The organism is Methylobacterium persicinum, from assembly GCF_022179525.1.
Classification (GTDB): domain Bacteria; phylum Pseudomonadota; class Alphaproteobacteria; order Rhizobiales; family Beijerinckiaceae; genus Methylobacterium; species Methylobacterium persicinum.
On record NZ_BPQX01000029.1, the window covers coordinates 16,205 to 33,211 of the forward strand.

The 17,007-nt window shown below is 68.9% G+C and carries 17 protein-coding genes; 7 read left to right on the plus strand and 10 right to left on the minus strand.

Annotated features, from left to right (window positions below; all coding sequences use genetic code 11):
- Positions 1-42: 42 nt before the first annotated feature.
- The 4 genes from MFF22_RS12855 to MFF22_RS12865 all read right to left on the minus strand — a co-directional run bounded on the left by MFF22_RS12855 (position 43) and on the right by MFF22_RS12865 (position 4,651).
- Positions 43-2,472, minus strand: a complete 2,430-nt coding sequence (locus MFF22_RS12855) for a putative bifunctional diguanylate cyclase/phosphodiesterase (RefSeq protein ID WP_238249365.1) — start codon at positions 2,470-2,472, stop codon at positions 43-45.
- Complete coding sequence (locus MFF22_RS12860) at positions 2,462-3,859, minus strand: cytochrome P450 (RefSeq protein WP_238249366.1); 1,398 nt, start codon at positions 3,857-3,859, stop codon at positions 2,462-2,464. Before MFF22_RS12860 ends, MFF22_RS12855 begins: the two co-directional genes overlap by 11 nt.
- 341 nt (positions 3,860-4,200) lie before the next feature.
- Positions 4,201-4,332, minus strand: a complete 132-nt coding sequence (locus MFF22_RS24690) for a hypothetical protein (RefSeq protein WP_283206174.1) — start codon at positions 4,330-4,332, stop codon at positions 4,201-4,203.
- A 4-nt stretch (positions 4,333-4,336) separates the two neighbouring features.
- Positions 4,337-4,651: a hypothetical protein gene (locus MFF22_RS12865; protein WP_238249367.1), complete on the minus strand. Its 315-nt coding sequence runs from the start codon at positions 4,649-4,651 to the stop codon at positions 4,337-4,339.
- A gap of 534 nt (positions 4,652-5,185) precedes the next feature.
- On the opposite strand from MFF22_RS12865, the gene MFF22_RS12870 reads away from it, so the two are divergent.
- Together MFF22_RS12870 and MFF22_RS12875 are read left to right on the plus strand one after the other, a co-directional pair.
- Positions 5,186-5,356, plus strand: a complete 171-nt coding sequence (locus MFF22_RS12870) for a DUF3606 domain-containing protein (RefSeq protein WP_238249368.1) — start codon at positions 5,186-5,188, stop codon at positions 5,354-5,356.
- Positions 5,357-5,360: 4 nt separating this feature from the next.
- A complete protein-coding gene (locus tag MFF22_RS12875; protein WP_238249369.1) occupies positions 5,361-5,765 on the plus strand; it encodes a response regulator in 405 nt (134 codons plus the stop codon).
- Positions 5,766-5,771: 6 nt separating this feature from the next.
- Here MFF22_RS12875 and MFF22_RS12880 read toward each other — a convergent pair whose 3' ends face one another.
- The 6 genes from MFF22_RS12880 to MFF22_RS12905 all read right to left on the minus strand — a co-directional run bounded on the left by MFF22_RS12880 (position 5,772) and on the right by MFF22_RS12905 (position 11,078).
- Positions 5,772-6,017: a hypothetical protein gene (locus MFF22_RS12880; RefSeq protein ID WP_238249370.1), complete on the minus strand. Its 246-nt coding sequence runs from the start codon at positions 6,015-6,017 to the stop codon at positions 5,772-5,774.
- Positions 6,018-6,109: 92 nt separating this feature from the next.
- Positions 6,110-6,820: a L,D-transpeptidase gene (locus tag MFF22_RS12885; protein ID WP_238249371.1), complete on the minus strand. Its 711-nt coding sequence runs from the start codon at positions 6,818-6,820 to the stop codon at positions 6,110-6,112.
- 179 nt (positions 6,821-6,999) lie between these two features.
- Positions 7,000-7,758, minus strand: coding sequence for a DeoR/GlpR family DNA-binding transcription regulator (locus MFF22_RS12890; RefSeq protein ID WP_238249372.1), 759 nt, complete (start codon positions 7,756-7,758; stop codon positions 7,000-7,002).
- Positions 7,759-7,817: 59 nt separating this feature from the next.
- Positions 7,818-8,819 (minus strand): 4-hydroxythreonine-4-phosphate dehydrogenase PdxA, encoded by a 1,002-nt coding sequence (gene pdxA, locus MFF22_RS12895; RefSeq protein WP_238249373.1) that lies wholly within the window; start codon positions 8,817-8,819, stop codon positions 7,818-7,820.
- Complete coding sequence (locus MFF22_RS12900) at positions 8,816-10,060, minus strand: four-carbon acid sugar kinase family protein (RefSeq protein ID WP_238249374.1); 1,245 nt, start codon at positions 10,058-10,060, stop codon at positions 8,816-8,818. Before MFF22_RS12900 ends, pdxA begins: the two co-directional genes overlap by 4 nt.
- 1 nt (position 10,061) lies before the next feature.
- Positions 10,062-11,078, minus strand: a complete 1,017-nt coding sequence (locus tag MFF22_RS12905; protein WP_283206175.1) for a 2-keto-3-deoxygluconate permease — start codon at positions 11,076-11,078, stop codon at positions 10,062-10,064.
- Between the two features lie 265 nt (positions 11,079-11,343).
- Here MFF22_RS12905 and MFF22_RS12910 point away from each other — a divergent pair, with 265 nt between their 5' ends.
- The 5 genes from MFF22_RS12910 to MFF22_RS12930 all read left to right on the plus strand — a co-directional run bounded on the left by MFF22_RS12910 (position 11,344) and on the right by MFF22_RS12930 (position 16,918).
- Positions 11,344-11,829 (plus strand): hypothetical protein, encoded by a 486-nt coding sequence (locus MFF22_RS12910; protein WP_238249375.1) that lies wholly within the window; start codon positions 11,344-11,346, stop codon positions 11,827-11,829.
- 146 nt (positions 11,830-11,975) lie between these two features.
- On the plus strand, positions 11,976-13,031 hold the full coding sequence (locus MFF22_RS12915) for a fumarylacetoacetate hydrolase family protein (protein WP_238249376.1): 1,056 nt from the start codon (positions 11,976-11,978) through the stop codon (positions 13,029-13,031).
- Positions 13,032-13,253: 222 nt separating this feature from the next.
- Entirely contained in the window at positions 13,254-15,641 is a 2,388-nt protein-coding gene (locus MFF22_RS12920) for a bifunctional diguanylate cyclase/phosphodiesterase (protein WP_238249377.1), read from the plus strand.
- 129 nt (positions 15,642-15,770) lie between these two features.
- Positions 15,771-16,580 (plus strand): N-acyl homoserine lactonase family protein, encoded by an 810-nt coding sequence (locus MFF22_RS12925; protein WP_238249378.1) that lies wholly within the window; start codon positions 15,771-15,773, stop codon positions 16,578-16,580.
- Between the two features lie 11 nt (positions 16,581-16,591).
- Positions 16,592-16,918 carry an NIPSNAP family protein gene (locus MFF22_RS12930; RefSeq protein ID WP_238249379.1) on the plus strand — a complete coding sequence of 109 codons (327 nt, stop codon included), beginning with the start codon at positions 16,592-16,594 and terminating at the stop codon, positions 16,916-16,918.
- Positions 16,919-17,007 lie beyond the last annotated feature (89 nt).

The window sequence follows — 17,007 nt, forward strand, 5'->3', positions numbered from 1 at the left end:
CGCGCATCCGCCATCCTGCCGGCCGTCACCCCGCCCGGCGGGTCAGGCGACGTCACGGAGCGCGTGCCGCGCCTTCCTGACGGCCTCCGGGATGCGGTCGATGAGGCCGCGGACCTCGTGGGAGGGTCGGGCGGCGCTATACAGGAAGCCCTGGGCCGTGTTGCAGGACCGCGCCCGGAGCAGGTCCGCCTGCTGCTCCGTCTCGACGCCCTCCACCGTGACGTCGATGCCGAGGTCGCGGGCGATCACCATGATCGCCTTGATCACGGACAGGCATTCGGGGCGGCTGCTGAGGTCGCGGACGAAGGCCCGGTCGATCTTGATCTTGTCGACGGAGAACTGCGTCAGATAACTCAACGACGAGTAGCCTGTCCCGAAGTCGTCCAGGGCGATCCTCACGCCGAGGGCCCGCAACGCGCGCAGATTGTCCCGGACATGCAGGGTATTGGCCAGGAAGATCGACTCGGTGATCTCGATCTCCAGCCGCTCCGGCGCGAGGCCGGACTCGGCGAGGGTCGCCGCCACCTCACCCGAGAAATCGGGCAGGCGGAAGTGCGACGACGAGATGTTGACCGCCACGCGCATGTGCGTCGGCCACGACAGCGCTTCGGCACAGGCCTTTCGCAGGGCCCATCGCCCGATCTCGATGACGAAGCCGGTACTTTCGGCGATCGGGATCATCTCGACCGGGGAGACAGGGCCGTGGCCCGGCCATGTCCAGCGCAGGAGCGCCTCGCAGCCCACGACCTGACCATCCTGCAAGTTCACGAGCGGTTGGTAATGCAGCTCCATCTCACCGTTGGCGAGGCCGGCCCGCATCGCCGTGTCCAGCTCCCGCCAGCGGTGGGCGCGGCGCTCGAGGGTGAGGTCGAAGCGGTGCCAGCGGCCCTTCCCGGCCTCCTTGGCGCTATAGAGGGCGAGGTCGGCCTTCCGCAGGAGATCCTCGGGATTGTGGGCGTCCCGGGGCGCGTAGGCGATGCCGACGCTGACGCCGATCTCCACCCGCACGTCGTCGATGATATACGGCTTGCGCACCGCCGCGATGACGGCCTCCGCGAGGGTTTCCGCCGCCGACTCGGGGCCGGGGAGGAGGATGGCGAACTCGTCGCCGCCGAGCCGGAACGCCTGCCCCTTGGGCGCGATCAGCGCGCGCAGGCGTCCGGCGACCTGCTGCAGCAGCGCATCGCCCGTGCCGTGGCCGGTGCGATCGTTGACGCCCTTGAACCCGTCGAGATCGAGGTACAGCAGGCTGACGGGATTCCCTTCGGCATCGTCTGCGGCGGCACAGGCCTCCGAGGCGATCTCGTGGAACATCGCCCGGTTGGACAAGCCGGTGAGCGCGTCCCGGGTGGCGAGGTAGGCGATGTGCGCCTCCGCCTCCCGCCGCTGCGTCACGTCCGAACCGACCCCGCGGAATCCGGCGAACGTGCCGCGTTGGTCGTAGAAGGGCTTGCCGCTCAGCAGAAGCCAGCGCGCGCCGGTGGGCGTGTCGATCTCGGCAAGGAGTTCGTGGAACGGCCGCGCGCTCCGGAGGCACTCGAGCACCTCGTCGGTCTGGTCCGCCTCCACCCGTAACCGGGAGTGCGTGCGCAAGAGGGACTCGAAGGAGGCCTGCTGCATCGCCTCGATCGGACAGCCCAGCGCTTCGGCGACACGATGGGAGACGTGCTGAAACCGCCCGGCCTCGTTGGTTTCCCAGAGCCAGTCGCTCGTATTCTCTTCGAACTCGTTGAGGAGAAGCCCGATGGTCTCGCTCTGGTCCTGCACGCGGACCCGGTCCAGGATCCGCTCGCGGGACAGGCGGCTCATCCGCGCGACGCTCAGGGCCACGAAGATCGAATACACGACGAGCAGTAAGGCGATGCTCACGGCGATAGGCTCGCCGCAGCGCGCCAATCCCACGAAGCTGCCGACGATGATCGGGATCACGAAGAGGTACGAGACCGACAGGAGCGGCCCGACGACGTAGGCATCCGAGATCAGCCCCGCCGCGATCGCGACCACGATCAGGCGCTCGTCGCTGGTGCCGGGCGCGAAGAGGATCACGGGCATGGTGGCCCAGGCCAGCCCCAGGACGAGGGCCAGTCCCACCGCCACCCGCACGCCGCGCGACACGCCGACCTCCGAGACCGCCTCGCCGTAGGTGCGCCGGTAAAGCCAGTTCGTATGGATCGTCGCGGCGATCACCACCGTGATGATGGTCAGCACGCCGAGGAGGTAGAGCTGCGACGCGGAATGCCAGAAGAAGCCAACCAGCGCGGCGGCGATGATCAGGTGGGTGACGGCCGAATAGTTGGCGAGCTTCAAGGTCTCATCAAGGAGCCCGGCGCGGACCTGCAGCCGGTAGCGGCTCGGCAGGGCATCCACGGTGTCGATGCGCCGGATGCGATCGATCAGCGAGTTCGCCGTGCGGGCGGAGGCGACCCCGTTGCCGGATGTGGGGCCCGGCTCGTGCGTGCGGTCATCGGCCATGGCGGGCCACGATCTTCATGCCCATGCCGCCCTTCGGCCGCAGGGTGACCCTGAACTGTGCCGCCGGCATCTCGCGCTTGGCGGGCACGAAGCGGAAGGCGGGCAGCAGCGTCGCGAGAATGACCAAGCACTCGGTCAGGGCGAGGCCCATGCCGATGCACACGCGCGGTCCGGCCCCGAACGGAAGGTAGGCGTAGCGACTGCGGGCTGCGACGGCCTCCGGTGAAAAGCGGTCCGGATCGAACCTCTGCGGCGCGTCCCAGAGCATGTCGTGCCGATGGAGGGCGTAGACGGGGACGTGAACCGACTCGCCGGATCGGATGGTCCTGTCGCCGAGGCCGATATCCGCGGTCGCCCGCCGGACGATCAGCGGCGCCGGCGGATAGAGGCGCATGACCTCCATCACGACTTGCCGCGTGTAGGTGAGGCCGTCCACCGCCTCGGGATCGGCCACGCGATCCCCCTCGACGCTCGCCAGCTCCGCCAGGACCCGGTTCTCGATCTCGGGATGCTCCGCCAGCATCCGCAGCGTCCAGGTGAGCGCCAGCGCCGTGGTCTCATGACCGGCGGCCACGAAGGTCAGCAGGTTGTCGATGATGCTCTCGTCCGACAGGGGCTGCCCCGTCTCCGGATCCCTCGCCTGCAGGAGCAGGCCGAGCAGGTCGGAGCCGGGCTCCCCGCGGGCGGTGCGCCGGGCGACCGTCTCGGCCACGGAGCGGCGCAGGTAACGGGCGGCCTCCGCGCCCGCCTGCCGGCCGGGATGGGGCGTCCAGCCGGGCATGTTCAGCATCGCCAGCGCGATCGTCCAACCGGTCTGGCCGAGATACGTGTCGATCGCCCGGCCGAACGGGCCGACCTCCAGCCGGCTGTCGCCGGACACCATCGTCGCGACGATGACGTCGAAGGTTGTCCGCATCATCTCCGGCAGGATGTCCCGGACCGTGCCGGGGGACCCGTCGGCGAGCCAGCGCGCGCGGGTGGCCCGGGCGGCCTCGGCCATGGCGGGCACGAAGCTGCGCACCCGGTCGGGCCGGAACATCGGGGCGGCGGTCCTGCGCTGCTCGCGCCAATGGGCGCCGTCGGCCGTCAGGATGCCCGCGCCGAGGGCGGGCGTCAGGGCCCTGAGCATGAAGCGCTCCCGCTCCAGGGACCCGGCTTGGTCGACGAGGAGGTTGTGGATCAGGCGCGGGTCGCAGACATAGGTCGTGCGCGTCCCCAGGAAGCGCGTGGTGACGACCGGCTGCGTGTAGACAGGGGCCGGCCACGCCTCGATCAGGCTGTGCACCATCGTCGCGAGGACGGACGGCAAGGCGACCGCCTCGGCGAGGGTCTCCCTCAAGGACGATTGACCCGGTTCGCAGACCCGAAATGTGCCGACGGATGCCATGCCAGTAACCTCTGACGATCAGCATCCGCGCCGACCGTTAAATTTCTGGAATGTCAGTCGTAGAGAGTAGCACTGAAGACAGAATTCCGTGACGTGGGCATGATATCAATTAACAGCGTCTGATCTTATCATACGTCAATTCTGGCGGAATGATCGCCTACGTATCAATTCAGCGATCCAGGGGGCGCCAATGCTTGCCTTGCCAGAGCGAGACGGGTTCGGCCCGGACCCGGATGGCGGACGGGCGAGGGCCACCGGCCTTCGCGCGCCGCCCCAAGACAGGCGCGCAAGGCCGGGGACCACCTGTCGTCACGGCCCGGGAACGGGCCGAACAGGCTGGGTCAGCCGCGCCCGGATGTCTTGGCGATGCCGGCGACGGTGCCCTTGGTCGAGGGAGCGGCCGCATTCACCTTCGGCACCGGCTTCTTCGGCTTCTTGGCTTCGCGATTGCCGCTTTTCTTTTCCTGCGCCATGTCTCTACTCCGATTTTACAGGGTTCTTGCCGACCAGCCTGGTCTTGGCATTGGCGGGACGGTCAGAGTCCGGCAGCACGCGGATCGAGACGGCGACGGGATGGGCCGTCTGCAGGATGTGATCGACGAACCGCTCGTTGAGCCAGAGTTCGGATCGGGTGCCGTCGGCTAATCTGTGGGCCTTCCGCAGGGCGACCGCGTCGGTCCGTGACCGGATGACCACCGTCTCCCGGACGCTTCCATCCGTGGCAAACCGGTAGAGCCGGTAGGCCGACCCGGATGGCGGCTGGCGCGCACGGAACTTGAGAATATCTGCCACGGATCGCCTGTGTCCTCGACAGGCGGGGGCATCGAGCCCTCAGCCGCCGGAGCCCAGTGGAATTCCATCCGGCGATGCCGCATCGTGCGCCCATGCAAGTCAAATTGATAGATCCCCGTTCGGTTTTTGATCGCGGGAACGCCGGAAGGCCAAGTTTGGCGCGTCTTCGCCGTTTTATCGGCGACCTGAAGCGAAAGTGGTCTTTGTACTTGTCGCACAACACGGCGCCGAACCCGCTTCGGCTTCGGCGGAAGACCTGAGGGAGGGGCTAAACGTATCAGAAGACAAGGCCCCTTGCGCTCCGGACCGAAGAGCGCATCGGCCGGGAACGGTCGGCGCCCCGCATCAGGGGAATCTGCGCTGAAAACGCTCAGTCCACCAAATGAAGTCGATGGATCATTATTTTTGGATCACCGATAGCCGTTGCGGATCGATATATTTTTATTTCGTCGGGTCCGGGCAACCATCATCTGTGCAAGCCATTGGCATTGCGATACTCGGCGTCGTCGGGTCCTGAATACCGGAGCCGATTCCGTGCCCACAGACCTCCCGCCGCGATCCCATATCGACATCCACGACCGGCGCACGCGCGAGGCGTGGTCGCGGCACTTCGACGTCACGGACGAACGTTTGCGCAAGGCGGTGAGGATAGTCGGTTCGCGGGTTGCGACCGTCGCCGCCTATTTCGGCCGGCCGAAGCCGTAACGGCGTGTCGTACCGCCCCCCGCTCCCGAAGGGCACCATCGGCGTCCTCGTCGTCGAAGACGAAACGCTCCTGCTGATGGAGACTGCCGACGCCTTCGCTGCCGCCGGCACGGCGGTGTTCGAGGCCCGTCATGCCGACGAGGCGATGATCATCCTGGCCGGACGCGACGATATCAGCGTGGTCGTCACGGATCTCGATATGCCGGCCGGTCAGGTGAGCGGGCGGCAACTCGTCGACACCATCCTGGCGCGATGGCCGGAGATCGGCGTCGTCATCTCGTCGGGTGCCCCCACGGGACAAGGGGGGCTCCTCTCGGAACGCATCCGCTTCGTCCACAAACCGTGTCGCCCGGACGATCTGGTGAACGCGGCCTTCGCCATCGTCTCGCATCTCACCGGGAGCTTCTGACCCCAGTCAGGGGCGGTCGGCGAAGGGTGGCACGTCCACGAGGCCGCCGATCAGGCGCAGCAGCGCCTGCTGCTCCGGGGCCTTGGCATCACCGTGGAGGAAGGTCCCCAGTTCGATGTGGGAGAGGCGGCCGCCGGACGGCGCGTTCGGCTGATGGATCACGAAGGCCCGGCCGCTCTCGGGCTCCCGGCCGAGGTACCAGCTGTCGCCGTTCGGGCTTCGATAAAGCTCGCGCCTGTTGGTCGTGGACATGGAAGCCCTCCCGCTCGGCCCCGAGCATACGCGCGTGGGGGCCGACACGCGAACGCATCCGAAATCCTCCCGCGACGGCGCGGCGGAGGAGGTCAGGCGGGGAGGACGACCACCTTCGTCTTGACCGGCGTGCGGGCGTAGAGGTGGATCATGTCCTGCGTGAGCAGGCCGACGCAGCCGCTGGTGATCCCCGTGCCGATCGATTCGGGATCGCTGCTCGCGTAGATCGTGTAGAGGGTATACGCGCCGTTCTGGTAGAGATGGAGCGTCCGGGCGCCGAGGGGGTTGTCGAGGCCGCCCGGCATGCCGCGGGCATATTTGGCCGCCTCGGGCTGGCGCTTGATCATCTCCTTCGGCGGTGTCCAAGTCGCCCATTCGGACTTGCGACCGACATAGGCGTCCCCATTCCACAGGAAGCCCTGGCGGCCGACATTGGCGCCGTAGCGCGTGGCCGTCCCGTCCCCCTCGACGCGGTAGACGTAGTACTTGCTGGGATCGACGATGATGGTACCGGGCGCCTCGTTGGTGTCGTAGCTCACGGTCCGGCGGTAGTACTTCGGATCGACCTTGCTGATATCCACGGCGGGAACGGGGAATTTCTCGTTCGGCATCGGACCGTAGGTCTTCGTCGCCTCCGCGAGGAGCAGACCGTCGGTGGAGGCGCAGCCACCCAGCCCGAGGGCGCCGACCCCGAAGGCCGAGCCCACGAGGAACGACCGGCGGCTGAGACGGCGTGCCCGGTTCTCGAACGGAGCGGTCTCGTCCATCCCGCCGGCGCCGGCGTTCACAACGTCTGTCATCATGGTCCTGACATCCCGTGTCGTGCGGCGCGATGGAAGGGTGCCCCGCATGCACCCGTCGAACCCACTGCCAAGCTTAGAGTGCCGGCTCCCCGCATGGCTGGCAAGCTCGGCCTTCCAGCGCTGAGAGCAGGGCGATTGCGTCGCGAGTATGGCCGGCGCCGTCCGGTCGCCTGCGTCCGTCAGGCGCCGGCCATCACGATGCGGGCGCCCGCCTCGGCGAGGCGCTGCCGCTGGTCCTGCGACGCGGCCGGATCGGTGACGAGGGTCCAGCGCCGGGGCAGGGGGGCCCAGGCCATCTGCTCGGCGCGGCCGAGCTTGCCCGCATTGGCCAGGACGATCGTCTCCTGCGACTGGGCCATCATCGCGGATTTGAGGGCGACCTGATCGAGGCTCGCCTCGCACAGGCCGCGTCCGGCCACCACGCCGTCCGCACTCGTCACGGTCCGGTCGGCGGTCATCCTCTGCAGCGCTTCGATGGCGAGGGGCCCGACGGTGCCCATGCTCGTCGCCCTCAGGCTACCCCCGAGCACCACGAGGTCGATACCCGGCGCCCGGGCGAGGCAGGGCAGCAGGGCGAGGTTGTTCGTGATGATGCGCAGGCGTCGGCCGAGCAGGAGGCGCCCGAAGGCCGTCACGGTCGAGCCCGCATCCAGGATCAGCGTTTCGCCGTCCGAGACCAGGGCCAGGGCGGCCCGGGCGATGGCCTGCTTCTGCGGGCCGTCGATCGCCAGCCTCTGGTCGAGGGTGGTCTCCGGCGGCCCCCCGGCGAGGATCGCCCCACCATAGGTCCGGCGCACCGCCTTGGTGCCGGAAAGGTGCTGGAGATCCCGCCGGACGGTGGAGGCGGAGACGCCGAACCGCCGGGCGAGATCGTCGACGTCGATCTCACCGAGTTCGAGCGCCTCCAGCAGCCGCGCCCGGCGTTCCGTCCCGCGCATCGCCGTGCTCGCTCGCCCTTCTCAGCGTCAGTGGGGCCGCCGATATGCCCGCGGCGGCGTCAGGCCGCCAGGGATTTCGGCGCCAGCTCCACAGCCTGCCGGAGCGCCTCGATGAGGCTGCGCTCGTCGGCGACGCCGGTGCCGGCGATGTCGAAGGCGGTCCCGTGATCGACGGAGGTGCGGATCACCGGCAGGCCGACGGTGATGTTCACCCCCGCCTCCAGGCCGAGCACCTTGATCGGGCCGTGACCCTGATCGTGGTACATGGCCACCACCATGTCGTAGTCGCCCCGTCCGGCAAGGAAGAACAGCGTGTCGGCCGGCAGCGGGCCCCGGACGTCCCAGCCCCGGGCCTGGCAGGCTTCGACGGCGGGGGTGATCTTCTCGGCTTCCTCGCCGTGGCCGAACAGGCCGTTCTCGCCGGCATGGGGGTTGATGGCGCAGACGCCGATCTTCGGGTTCGCGATGCCGGCCTTCACCAGCACGCCGTGCCCCCGGGTGATGACCCGCTCGACGAGGCCGGGCTCGATCCGCGCGATCGCGTCGATCAGGCCGATATGGGTGGTGACGTGGATCACCCGGAGCTTGGGCGAGACCAGCATCATCGAGACTTCCGGCGTGCCGGTGAGGTGGGCGAGCATCTCGGTATGGCCGGGGAACTTGTGGCCGGCGGCGTGAAGCGCCTCCTTCGAGAGGGGCGCCGTGCAGATCCCCTGGGCCTGCCCCGCCTGCACGATCTCCACCGCCGCCGCGATGCAGCGATACGCCGTCTCCCCGGCGACGGGGGAGAGCTTCCCGAAGGGCAGGTCGTCGGGCACGCATTTCAGGTCGATGCACTGGACCGCACCGGTGCCGAACCGCGCCTCGTCCGCATGGGCCAGGGAATCGACCGTGATCGTGGACCCGACGATGGCGCCCGCCTGACGCAGGCGCCCGGCATCGCCGACCACCAGCGGTTGGCAGATCGCGTGGACCTCGGGCCGGGCCAGGGCCTTCATGATGATCTCTGGCCCGATGCCAGCGGGGTCGCCCATGGTGATGGCGATGGTCGGACGGGTCATGTCAGACTTCCTTCGGTTCGCACTTTGCGCAGCCGGTCACGGATACGCACGAGGCTGTCGGCATCGCCGAAGGCACCGGCCTTCGTGGCGATGGGGATCGAGAGGCGCCCCAGGGTGAGCCCGAGGGACACCCCCGGTTCGATCTCGTCGGCGAGCTGAATGCCCTGGACGGCGAAGCGCGTCAGCAGCGCCGCCGCGGTCTCGCCCCCGGTGGCCGCCAGGGCGCCGATCTGCAAGGCAACGGGGGCCAGCGCCTCCGCGAGGGCCTGCGCCAGCCGGGGGCCCAGGCTCATATCGGGGTCGTCCCCGATCACGATCTCGACCAGGGCGTCCTCCCCCCGGCCGAGCCGTTCGGCGAGGGCGGACGCCAGTTTCGCCCGGCCCGCCGCATCCGTGAGCAGCGTCTCCGGCGTGACCGGCAGATGCGCCACGGCGCCATCGGCGAGGAGGCGTCTCGCGCTTTCCCGCGACACCTGCGCGAGGGAGCCGACGACGAGGAGCGAGCCGCGCCCCTCCGGCGCGATCCGGACCGGTGCGAGGCCGGCCGACGGGTGGGCTGCGGCAAGGGCGTGGGCCAGCCCGGCGCTGCCAATGTAGAAGGCCTCCGGCGCCCCGGCGAGGGCCGCCTCGGCGATCCGGCGCAGATCCTCGTCGGTTTCGGCATCGCAGACGGCGATCTCTCCAGGCCCGGCCCCGGCGCGGGCCAGGGCGTCGGCGAGACCGGCGCCGCGGACGGTGGCCAGGGGCAGGGTGCAGGATCCGATTCCCGCCGAGGCGAGGATCTCACCGAGATGGGCGCTGGCATAGGTATGGTCGCGCCGCCACACCTCCGCCTCCTCCAGCGGGCGACCGCCGACCTGCACCCGACCCTCCACCGTGGTGCGCCCGGTGCCCGGAAAGGCGGGGGCCAGCACGCCGAAGGCCCGCCCTGACCGGGCCCGGAGATGGGCGAGCGTCGCGGCCGTCTCGGCGGCGGGCTGGCCGCGCATCGTCGAGTCGATCTTCTTGAACAGCCGCCGACCCGCCCCGTGCCGCCGCCGCAGCACGGCCCCATGGCGCTGCGCCGCCGCCTCGGCCGACAGGCCCCGGCTGTCGGCGTCGTAGGACAGGACCGGGATCTCCTCGTCCTGGTCCGCCTCACCCCACAGCACCGCCGCGGCGCTGCCCCGGCGGCGGAAGGCGATCGCGCAGTCGGCGGCGCCGGTCAGGTCGTCGGCGAGGATGAGCCAGCGCGGATCCATCTCAGGCCCGCCTCACCGGCGCGGGATCGGCGGCCGCGTCCACGGACGCCCCGGCGGGATCGGTCTCGCCGCGGCCGACAGCCTTGGCGGTCCAGGCGGTGACGATGGGCACCAGGATCGCCGTGACGACGACGCAGGCGGCGACGAGGATCGTGGCCGGGCCGGCGGCGTCGGCGTAGGCCGGGTTCGCCGCGGCGACGATCGCCGGCACGGCCGCGGCGTTGCCCGCCGTGGAGGCGGCGGCGACGCCGGCGACGCCGGTGCCCCCGGTCAGGCGGTCGGCGAGGAACAGCGGGATCCCCGTGAGGACCACGACCGCCACGCCCATCGCCAGACCCAGGAGGCCCGCCTGCCACACCTTGGTCAGATCGAGGCCCGCCCCCAGGGCGAAGGCGAAGAACGGGATCATCACCGGGATCGCGCGGCTCAGGAAGGCGCGCATCTCACGGTCGAGGTTGCCGATGATCATGCCGACGACGAGCGGCAGGATGGCGCCCACCAGGGTCTGCCACGGGAAGGCCGAGAGGCCGGCGACGCCGAGCGTCACCATCGTGAGGAAGGGCCCGCTCTCCAGGGACATGACCGTATAGGCCCCGACATCGCGAGGACGCCCGTACTGGCCCATCAGGGCCATGTAGAGCCCCCCGTTCGTATCGTTCATGCTGGCGACGATGGCCAGGGTGGAGAGCCCCGCGAACATGCCCGCCGCGACGGGCGCCTCGCCCAGCACCCGCCCGAACACCAGCCCGAGGACCAGGGCGATGCCGATCTTCACGATAAGGAGCGTGCCGCCCTTCTTCACGATGTAGGGCGTCGCCCGGAAGTCGATGCTCGCGCCCATGCAGACGTAGAACACCGCCAGAATCGTCAGCGCCCCCGAGAACAGGGCGCCGGTGAAGGATCCGAAGAATTTCGGCGTACCGGGAAAGAAAGTGGCGATGAGCGCTCCCACGAGGAGCGGCACGACCATCATGCCACCGGGGACGCTTTCGATCGCGCGCTTGATCGGGATCTGCATTGTCGTTTCCTCCCTGCGCGTTTTGCGCAGATTTTGCCTGGACTCGCCGATCCTTGCGGAGGACGGTCTGATTTTCCCACATAGTCTGGCGATAATGTGCGCAAGTTGCGCACTGCGTCAACCTGTCTGCGCATTTCGCGCAAGGCAGCAGGGCACGCTTCCAGACGAGCCTTTCACGTTTCCGCCCGCGGAGGCCCTTGTATTCGACCGGGGCGGCAACGACCTCCGGGCTGCGCCTGCGGTTGGGCGCTCTACGGAGAAGATCATGCCGCACCACGACACCACCGCCCTTTCGGGCGTGATTCAGCACGTCTTCGCACATCGCTTCACCCTCGACGCGGAGGGGCAGACCCATCTGGCCGATCTCGGTCCGAAGGGCGCGCAGGCCTTTCCCCTCGCACCCGGCCTCGCCGTGCGCCTGGAGGGCGAGCGACGCCCGTCCGAGATCAAGGTGACTTCGATCTCCGCCGAGGGCCGCGAGCCTGTCCGGATCGAGCACAAGAAGCCGAACCACGGACCGGGGCACGCCCACCCGGACGTCCCGGCTGACCCGGCCCGCATCCGCGCGGCAGTTGCGGCGGAGGGGTGGACGCTCGAGGGCGAGCCACGCCAGAAGCCCAAGCATTTTGAGGTGCTGGCCCACCGGGGTGATGGTGGACCCACCGAGTTGCACGTCGATTTCGCGGGCAAGATCTACAAGCAGAAGCCCGCCGACTCCGCCAAATGGGCGGTGCTGGCCCCCTCGGCCTGACGGCGGTTCCGGGGCTTCGTCTGGGCAGCCCCGGAACCCTCCCGGTATTCCCTTCGGCAACGGGGCGGATTGCATTTTGAATGCAGGGGGTTGAAGCTCCCCGCGCTTCGCCCCGTCGAAGGGCGGGCGCGAAGGAGACGTCATTCATGAGCACCCGGCGCGATTTCTTAAATCTCACGGCGGCCGCGGCAGCGGCCGGGACCCTGGCAGGTCCTGCCAGGGCCCAGGCACCCGGTCAGGCACCGTCCCTTGCCCCGGCATCGGGGCCGGGCCACCCGATCCCGCCGTCGGGTGGGGATATGCTGCGCCTCGTCACCTTCGTGCCCGCGGCAGGGAAGGAGCCCCGTCTCGGCGCCGTGCGCGGGGACGGACGGGTCGTGGACCTGTCCGGCATCGCGCTTCCGGGGGTCGATGCGGCGCGGATGGTGTCCCTGATCGAGGCGGGCCCGAAGGCCCTCGACGCCGTCCGCCGGGCGGTCGCCGCCGGGGACGGTCCGCAGGTCGAGACCGTCCGCCTCCTTGCCCCGATCCCGGCCCCCACCCGCAACGTCTACGCGGTCGGCTGGAACTACCTCGAGCACTTCGCCGAAGGTCAGGCCGCCCGGGGGACGAACGTGGAGTACCCAGCCCATCCCGTGTTCTTCACCAAGGGCGTGAATACGGTGAACGGCCCCTACGATCCGATTCCCTACGACCCGGAGGTTTCGACGGCCATCGACTGGGAGGTGGAACTCGCCATCGTCATCGGAGCGGAAGGGAAGAACATCAAGGAAGCCGACGCCATGAAGCATGTCTTCGGCTACAGCGTCATCAACGACACCACCGCCCGGGACATGCAGATCAAGCTGCACGGCGGCCAGTGGTTCAAGGGCAAGAGCCTGGACGGGCATGGGCCCATCGGCCCGTGGATCGTCCCCGCCTCCGACCTCGATCCCAATGACCTCCACCTCCTGACCCGCGTCAACGGCGTGGTGAAGCAGGATGCCTCCACAAAGCAAATGTACTTCAAGGTCCCCCGGATCATCGCCGAGCTGTCGCGGGGCCTCACCCTCGTGCCCGGCGACATCATCGCCACCGGCACGCCGCCCGGCGTAGGCAATGGCCGCAAGCCGCCGGAATTCCTCAAGCCGGGCGATGTGATGGAGACGGAGATCGTCGGCCTCGGCACCCTGCGCAACGTGATCCAGGCCGTCCCGGCCTGAGGATGCCGGATGCCGGGGGCCGTTCCGCGACGGGCGGTCCCCGGTCGTTCGCCGGACGATCGATCTTAACTCAGGCTAGACTCGTGGGAGTCGAAAGCATCGCGGCCGTATGCTTCAACTTGTCTCAGCATCCGGTCGAGCATAGCGCCACGCGCGGAAGAAAAGTTTAATTCTTGCAACCTACGGTGAAGGTGGGGCCTCATATAAAACGATAGTCGACTGATGCTGACGGTGCTGGGCTGTTTCATCGGTGAGCACGACCTTTGGTTGGTCGCCCTCGCCGCGCTCATCTGCTCGCTGGCATCGGCCGCGTGCATCGTCTTGCTCCACCATGCCCGCCGGACGTCCGGTCGCTGGCAGGCGGCCTGGATCGGGGTCGCGGCCGTCGCGGGCGGCTCCGGAATCTGGGCGACGCACTTCATCGCCATGCTCGCCTTCGAGCCGAGCATGCCGACGGGCTACGAGACGGGACTGACGGTGCTGTCCCTGGCCTATGCCGTCGCCATCACCGGCGCCGGGCTGGCCCTGGCCCTGTGGACCGCCCTTCCGTTCGCGCCGGTCTTCGGCGGCATCGTCCTGGGGGCGGGCATCGCGGCGATGCACTACACCGGCATGGCGGCCTTCGAGGTGCCGGGCCACATCGTGTGGAATTGGGACCTCGTCGCCGTCTCGCTGGTTCTCGGCGCCGTGCTGGGCGGGGCTGGCCTTCAGATCGGGCTGACCCGCCACGGCCTGCGGTCGCGCAGTGCGGGGGCGCTGCTGATCCTTCTGGCGATCTGCGGCCACCACTTCACCGCGATGGGCGCGGTCACGATCGTGCCGGACCCCACCGTCGCCATCCCGGATACGGCCCTGCCGGCCCGTTGGCTCGGCGTCGGCGTGGCCGCCGCGAGCGTGGTGATCCTGCTGATGGCGGTCGGCGCTCTGCTGCTCGACCTGCGCGAGCGCCGGCAGAGGACCCTGGCGGGGGAGCGGATGAACAGCCTCGCCAACGCCGCCGTCGAAGGGCTGCTCGTGTGCCGGGGGACGACCATCGTCAACGGCAACGACAGTTTCGGCGCCCTGGTCGGGTTGCCCGCGCCGGATCTCGGCGGCCTGAACCTCTCCCAGTTCCTGCCGGAGACGGAGACGCACCTCGCCCTTGCCGCCACACCCGACCAGCCGATCGAGGCCGAGCTGATCCGGGCCGACGGTGGCACGATCCCCGTGGAACTGATCGTCCGCCCCGTCACCTATGGCGACGCCCCCCATTACGCCGTCGCCGTGCGAGACCTGCGGGCCCGGCGGAAGGCCGAGGGCCAGATCCAGTTCCTCGCGCATCACGACCCCCTGACCGGCCTCGCCAACCGGGCGAGCTTCAACCTGCGCCTCGAGCGGGAGATGAAGCTCGCGGCGGCGACCGGCCGTAAGCTCGCGGTGCTGTGCCTCGACCTCGACCGCTTCAAGGAGGTCAACGACCTGTTCGGCCACCAAGCGGGGGACTCCCTCCTCGTCACGGTGGCCCGGACGGTATCCGGCCTCCTGGACGAGAACCAGCTCATGGCCCGGCTCGGGGGCGACGAGTTCGCCGTCCTGATGCCCTGCGACCACGCGGTCTCGGCGGGGCGCCTCGCCGAGGCGATGCTGGAGGCCCTTCGCGGCGAGAGCCGCGAGGTCGCCGGCCCGACGATCGCCACCAGCATCGGCATCGCCCTCTACCCGGACAACGCCGACGAACGCACCCTGCTCTTGAGCTATGCCGACACCGCCCTCTACCGGGCGAAGTCCGAGGGCCGGGGAACCTACCGGTTCTTCGAGGCGACCATGGGCGCCCAGGTCCGCGACCGACGGCTCCTCGAGCACGATCTACGCTACGCCGTCGCCCGGGGTGAGATGCGCCTCGTCTACCAGCCGCAGAGCGACGCCGCGACGGGCGCGGTGATCGGGTTCGAGGTGCTGCTGCGCTGGCAGCATCCCGAGCGCGGGGCGGTCTCGCCCGCCATCTTCATCCCGGTCGCGGAAGAGAGCGGTGTCATCCTGCAACTCGGCGAATGGGTCCTGCGTGAGGCCTGCCGCGAGGCGGCAACCTGGAAGAACCCCCTGACGGTCGCGGTGAACGTCTCGGGCGTCCAGGTCCACGCCCCGAACCTCGTGCCCCTGGTGCAGGATGTCCTGCACGAGACCGGGCTGGCCCCGGAGCGGCTGGAGATCGAGGTCACCGAAACGGCCCTGATCCGCGAGCCCGCCCGCGCCCAGGCAACCCTGCGCCAGCTCAAATCCATCGGTGTGCGCATCGCCATGGACGATTTCGGCACGGGCTACTCGTCCCTCTCGAACCTGCGGTCCTACCCCTTCGACAAGATCAAGATCGACGCCTCCTTCATCCGCACAGTCGATTCGAACGAGCAGACGGCCGCCATCGTCCGTTCGGTCCTCGGCCTCGGTCGCGGCCTCGGGATGCCCGTCCTCGCGGAGGGAGTGGAGACCGAGGAGGAGCTGAGGTTCCTGGTCAAGGAGAACTGCGCCGCAGTCCAGGGCTTCCTGATGGGCCGCCCGAGCCCGATCGCGACCTTCTCCCACTTCACCCATCCGGCTCCGGGTGGGCCGGACCGGGGCGATCTGGCGGCGTAGATACACCGTCCCCTTCCCCTGTAGATTGACGCATTGTCCGACAATATGATAATCGGAGGTTAATCGGCGGGCACGGTTCCGCCGGAGACGGATCGAGGCAATCGATCGTCCGGGATCGGAGATGCCCGCATGGAAGGCGCGGCCTACGAGATCTACGCGATCAAGTACGCGCAGCACGCTCGCATGGCGCGGGAGAACTTCATCGGCGGCGACATCCACGACGGGCCCATGCCGATGGACTACTTCGTGTGGGTGGTCCGCAACGCCGAGCGCACACTGCTGGTGGATACGGGCTTCGACCGGCCCATGGCGCAAAAGCGGGGCCGCACCATCGTCCATCCGGTGGAAGAGGGGCTCGCCCGGATCGGCATCGCGGCGGCGGATGTGGCGGACGTCGTCGTCACGCACATGCATTACGACCATGCGGGCAACAACCACCTGTTTCCCGCCGCCCGGTTCCACGTGCAGGAGCGGGAGATGGCCTTCTGCACCGGGCGGTGCATGTGCCACCAGGGCCTCCGCCACGCCTTCGCCGCCGAGGACGTAAAGGCGATGGTGGACCGCCTCTTCGATGACCGGCTCGTCTTCCGCGACCCCGAGGACGAGTTCGCCGACGGCATCACCCTGCACCGGGTGGGGGGCCATTCCGACGGCCTTCAGATCCTGCGCGTGCGCACGCAGCGTGGCTTCGTGGTCCTCGCTTCGGACGCGACTCATTACTTCGCAAACCTTCATCGGGGGCTCGCCTACCCGATCGTCTACAACGTCGGCGACATGTTCGAGGGCTACGCCACCGTGCGCCGGCTGGCCGGGTCCGACGCCCACATCGTTCCGGGGCACGACCCGCAGGTCCTGTCCCTCTACCCGCCGGCCTTTCCCGATACCGAAGGCTGGATCGCCAGGGTAGACCTGCCGCCCCGGGGTGAACCCGCCCACTGAAAGGACATGCGATGATCGTCGAAATGCGCGTCTATTACTGCGCCCCGACACGGCTCCCGGCCCTGCTCGACCGGTTTCGCAATACGACCCTCGACTTCTTCAAGAAGTACGACATCGAGCAGGTCGGATTCTGGACCACCCTGGTCGGGCCGGACAACCACGCCCTGACCTATCTCCTCAAATGGGACGACATGGCCCAACGGGAGCAGCGCTGGAACGCCTTCCAGGCCGACCCCGAATGGATCGCCAAGCGCGCCGAGACCGAGAAGGACCGCCCCATCGTGGTGCGGATCGAGAACAGCTTCCTCGCCCCCACGGATTTTTCCGCCCTGCGCTAGGGCTTCGATCGAGATGGAGGCGACAGCCGTGTCTGTAAAACGCCGCAAAAGCCCTGGCGCGCCTGCGACAGGGCTTTTGCGGCGTTTTA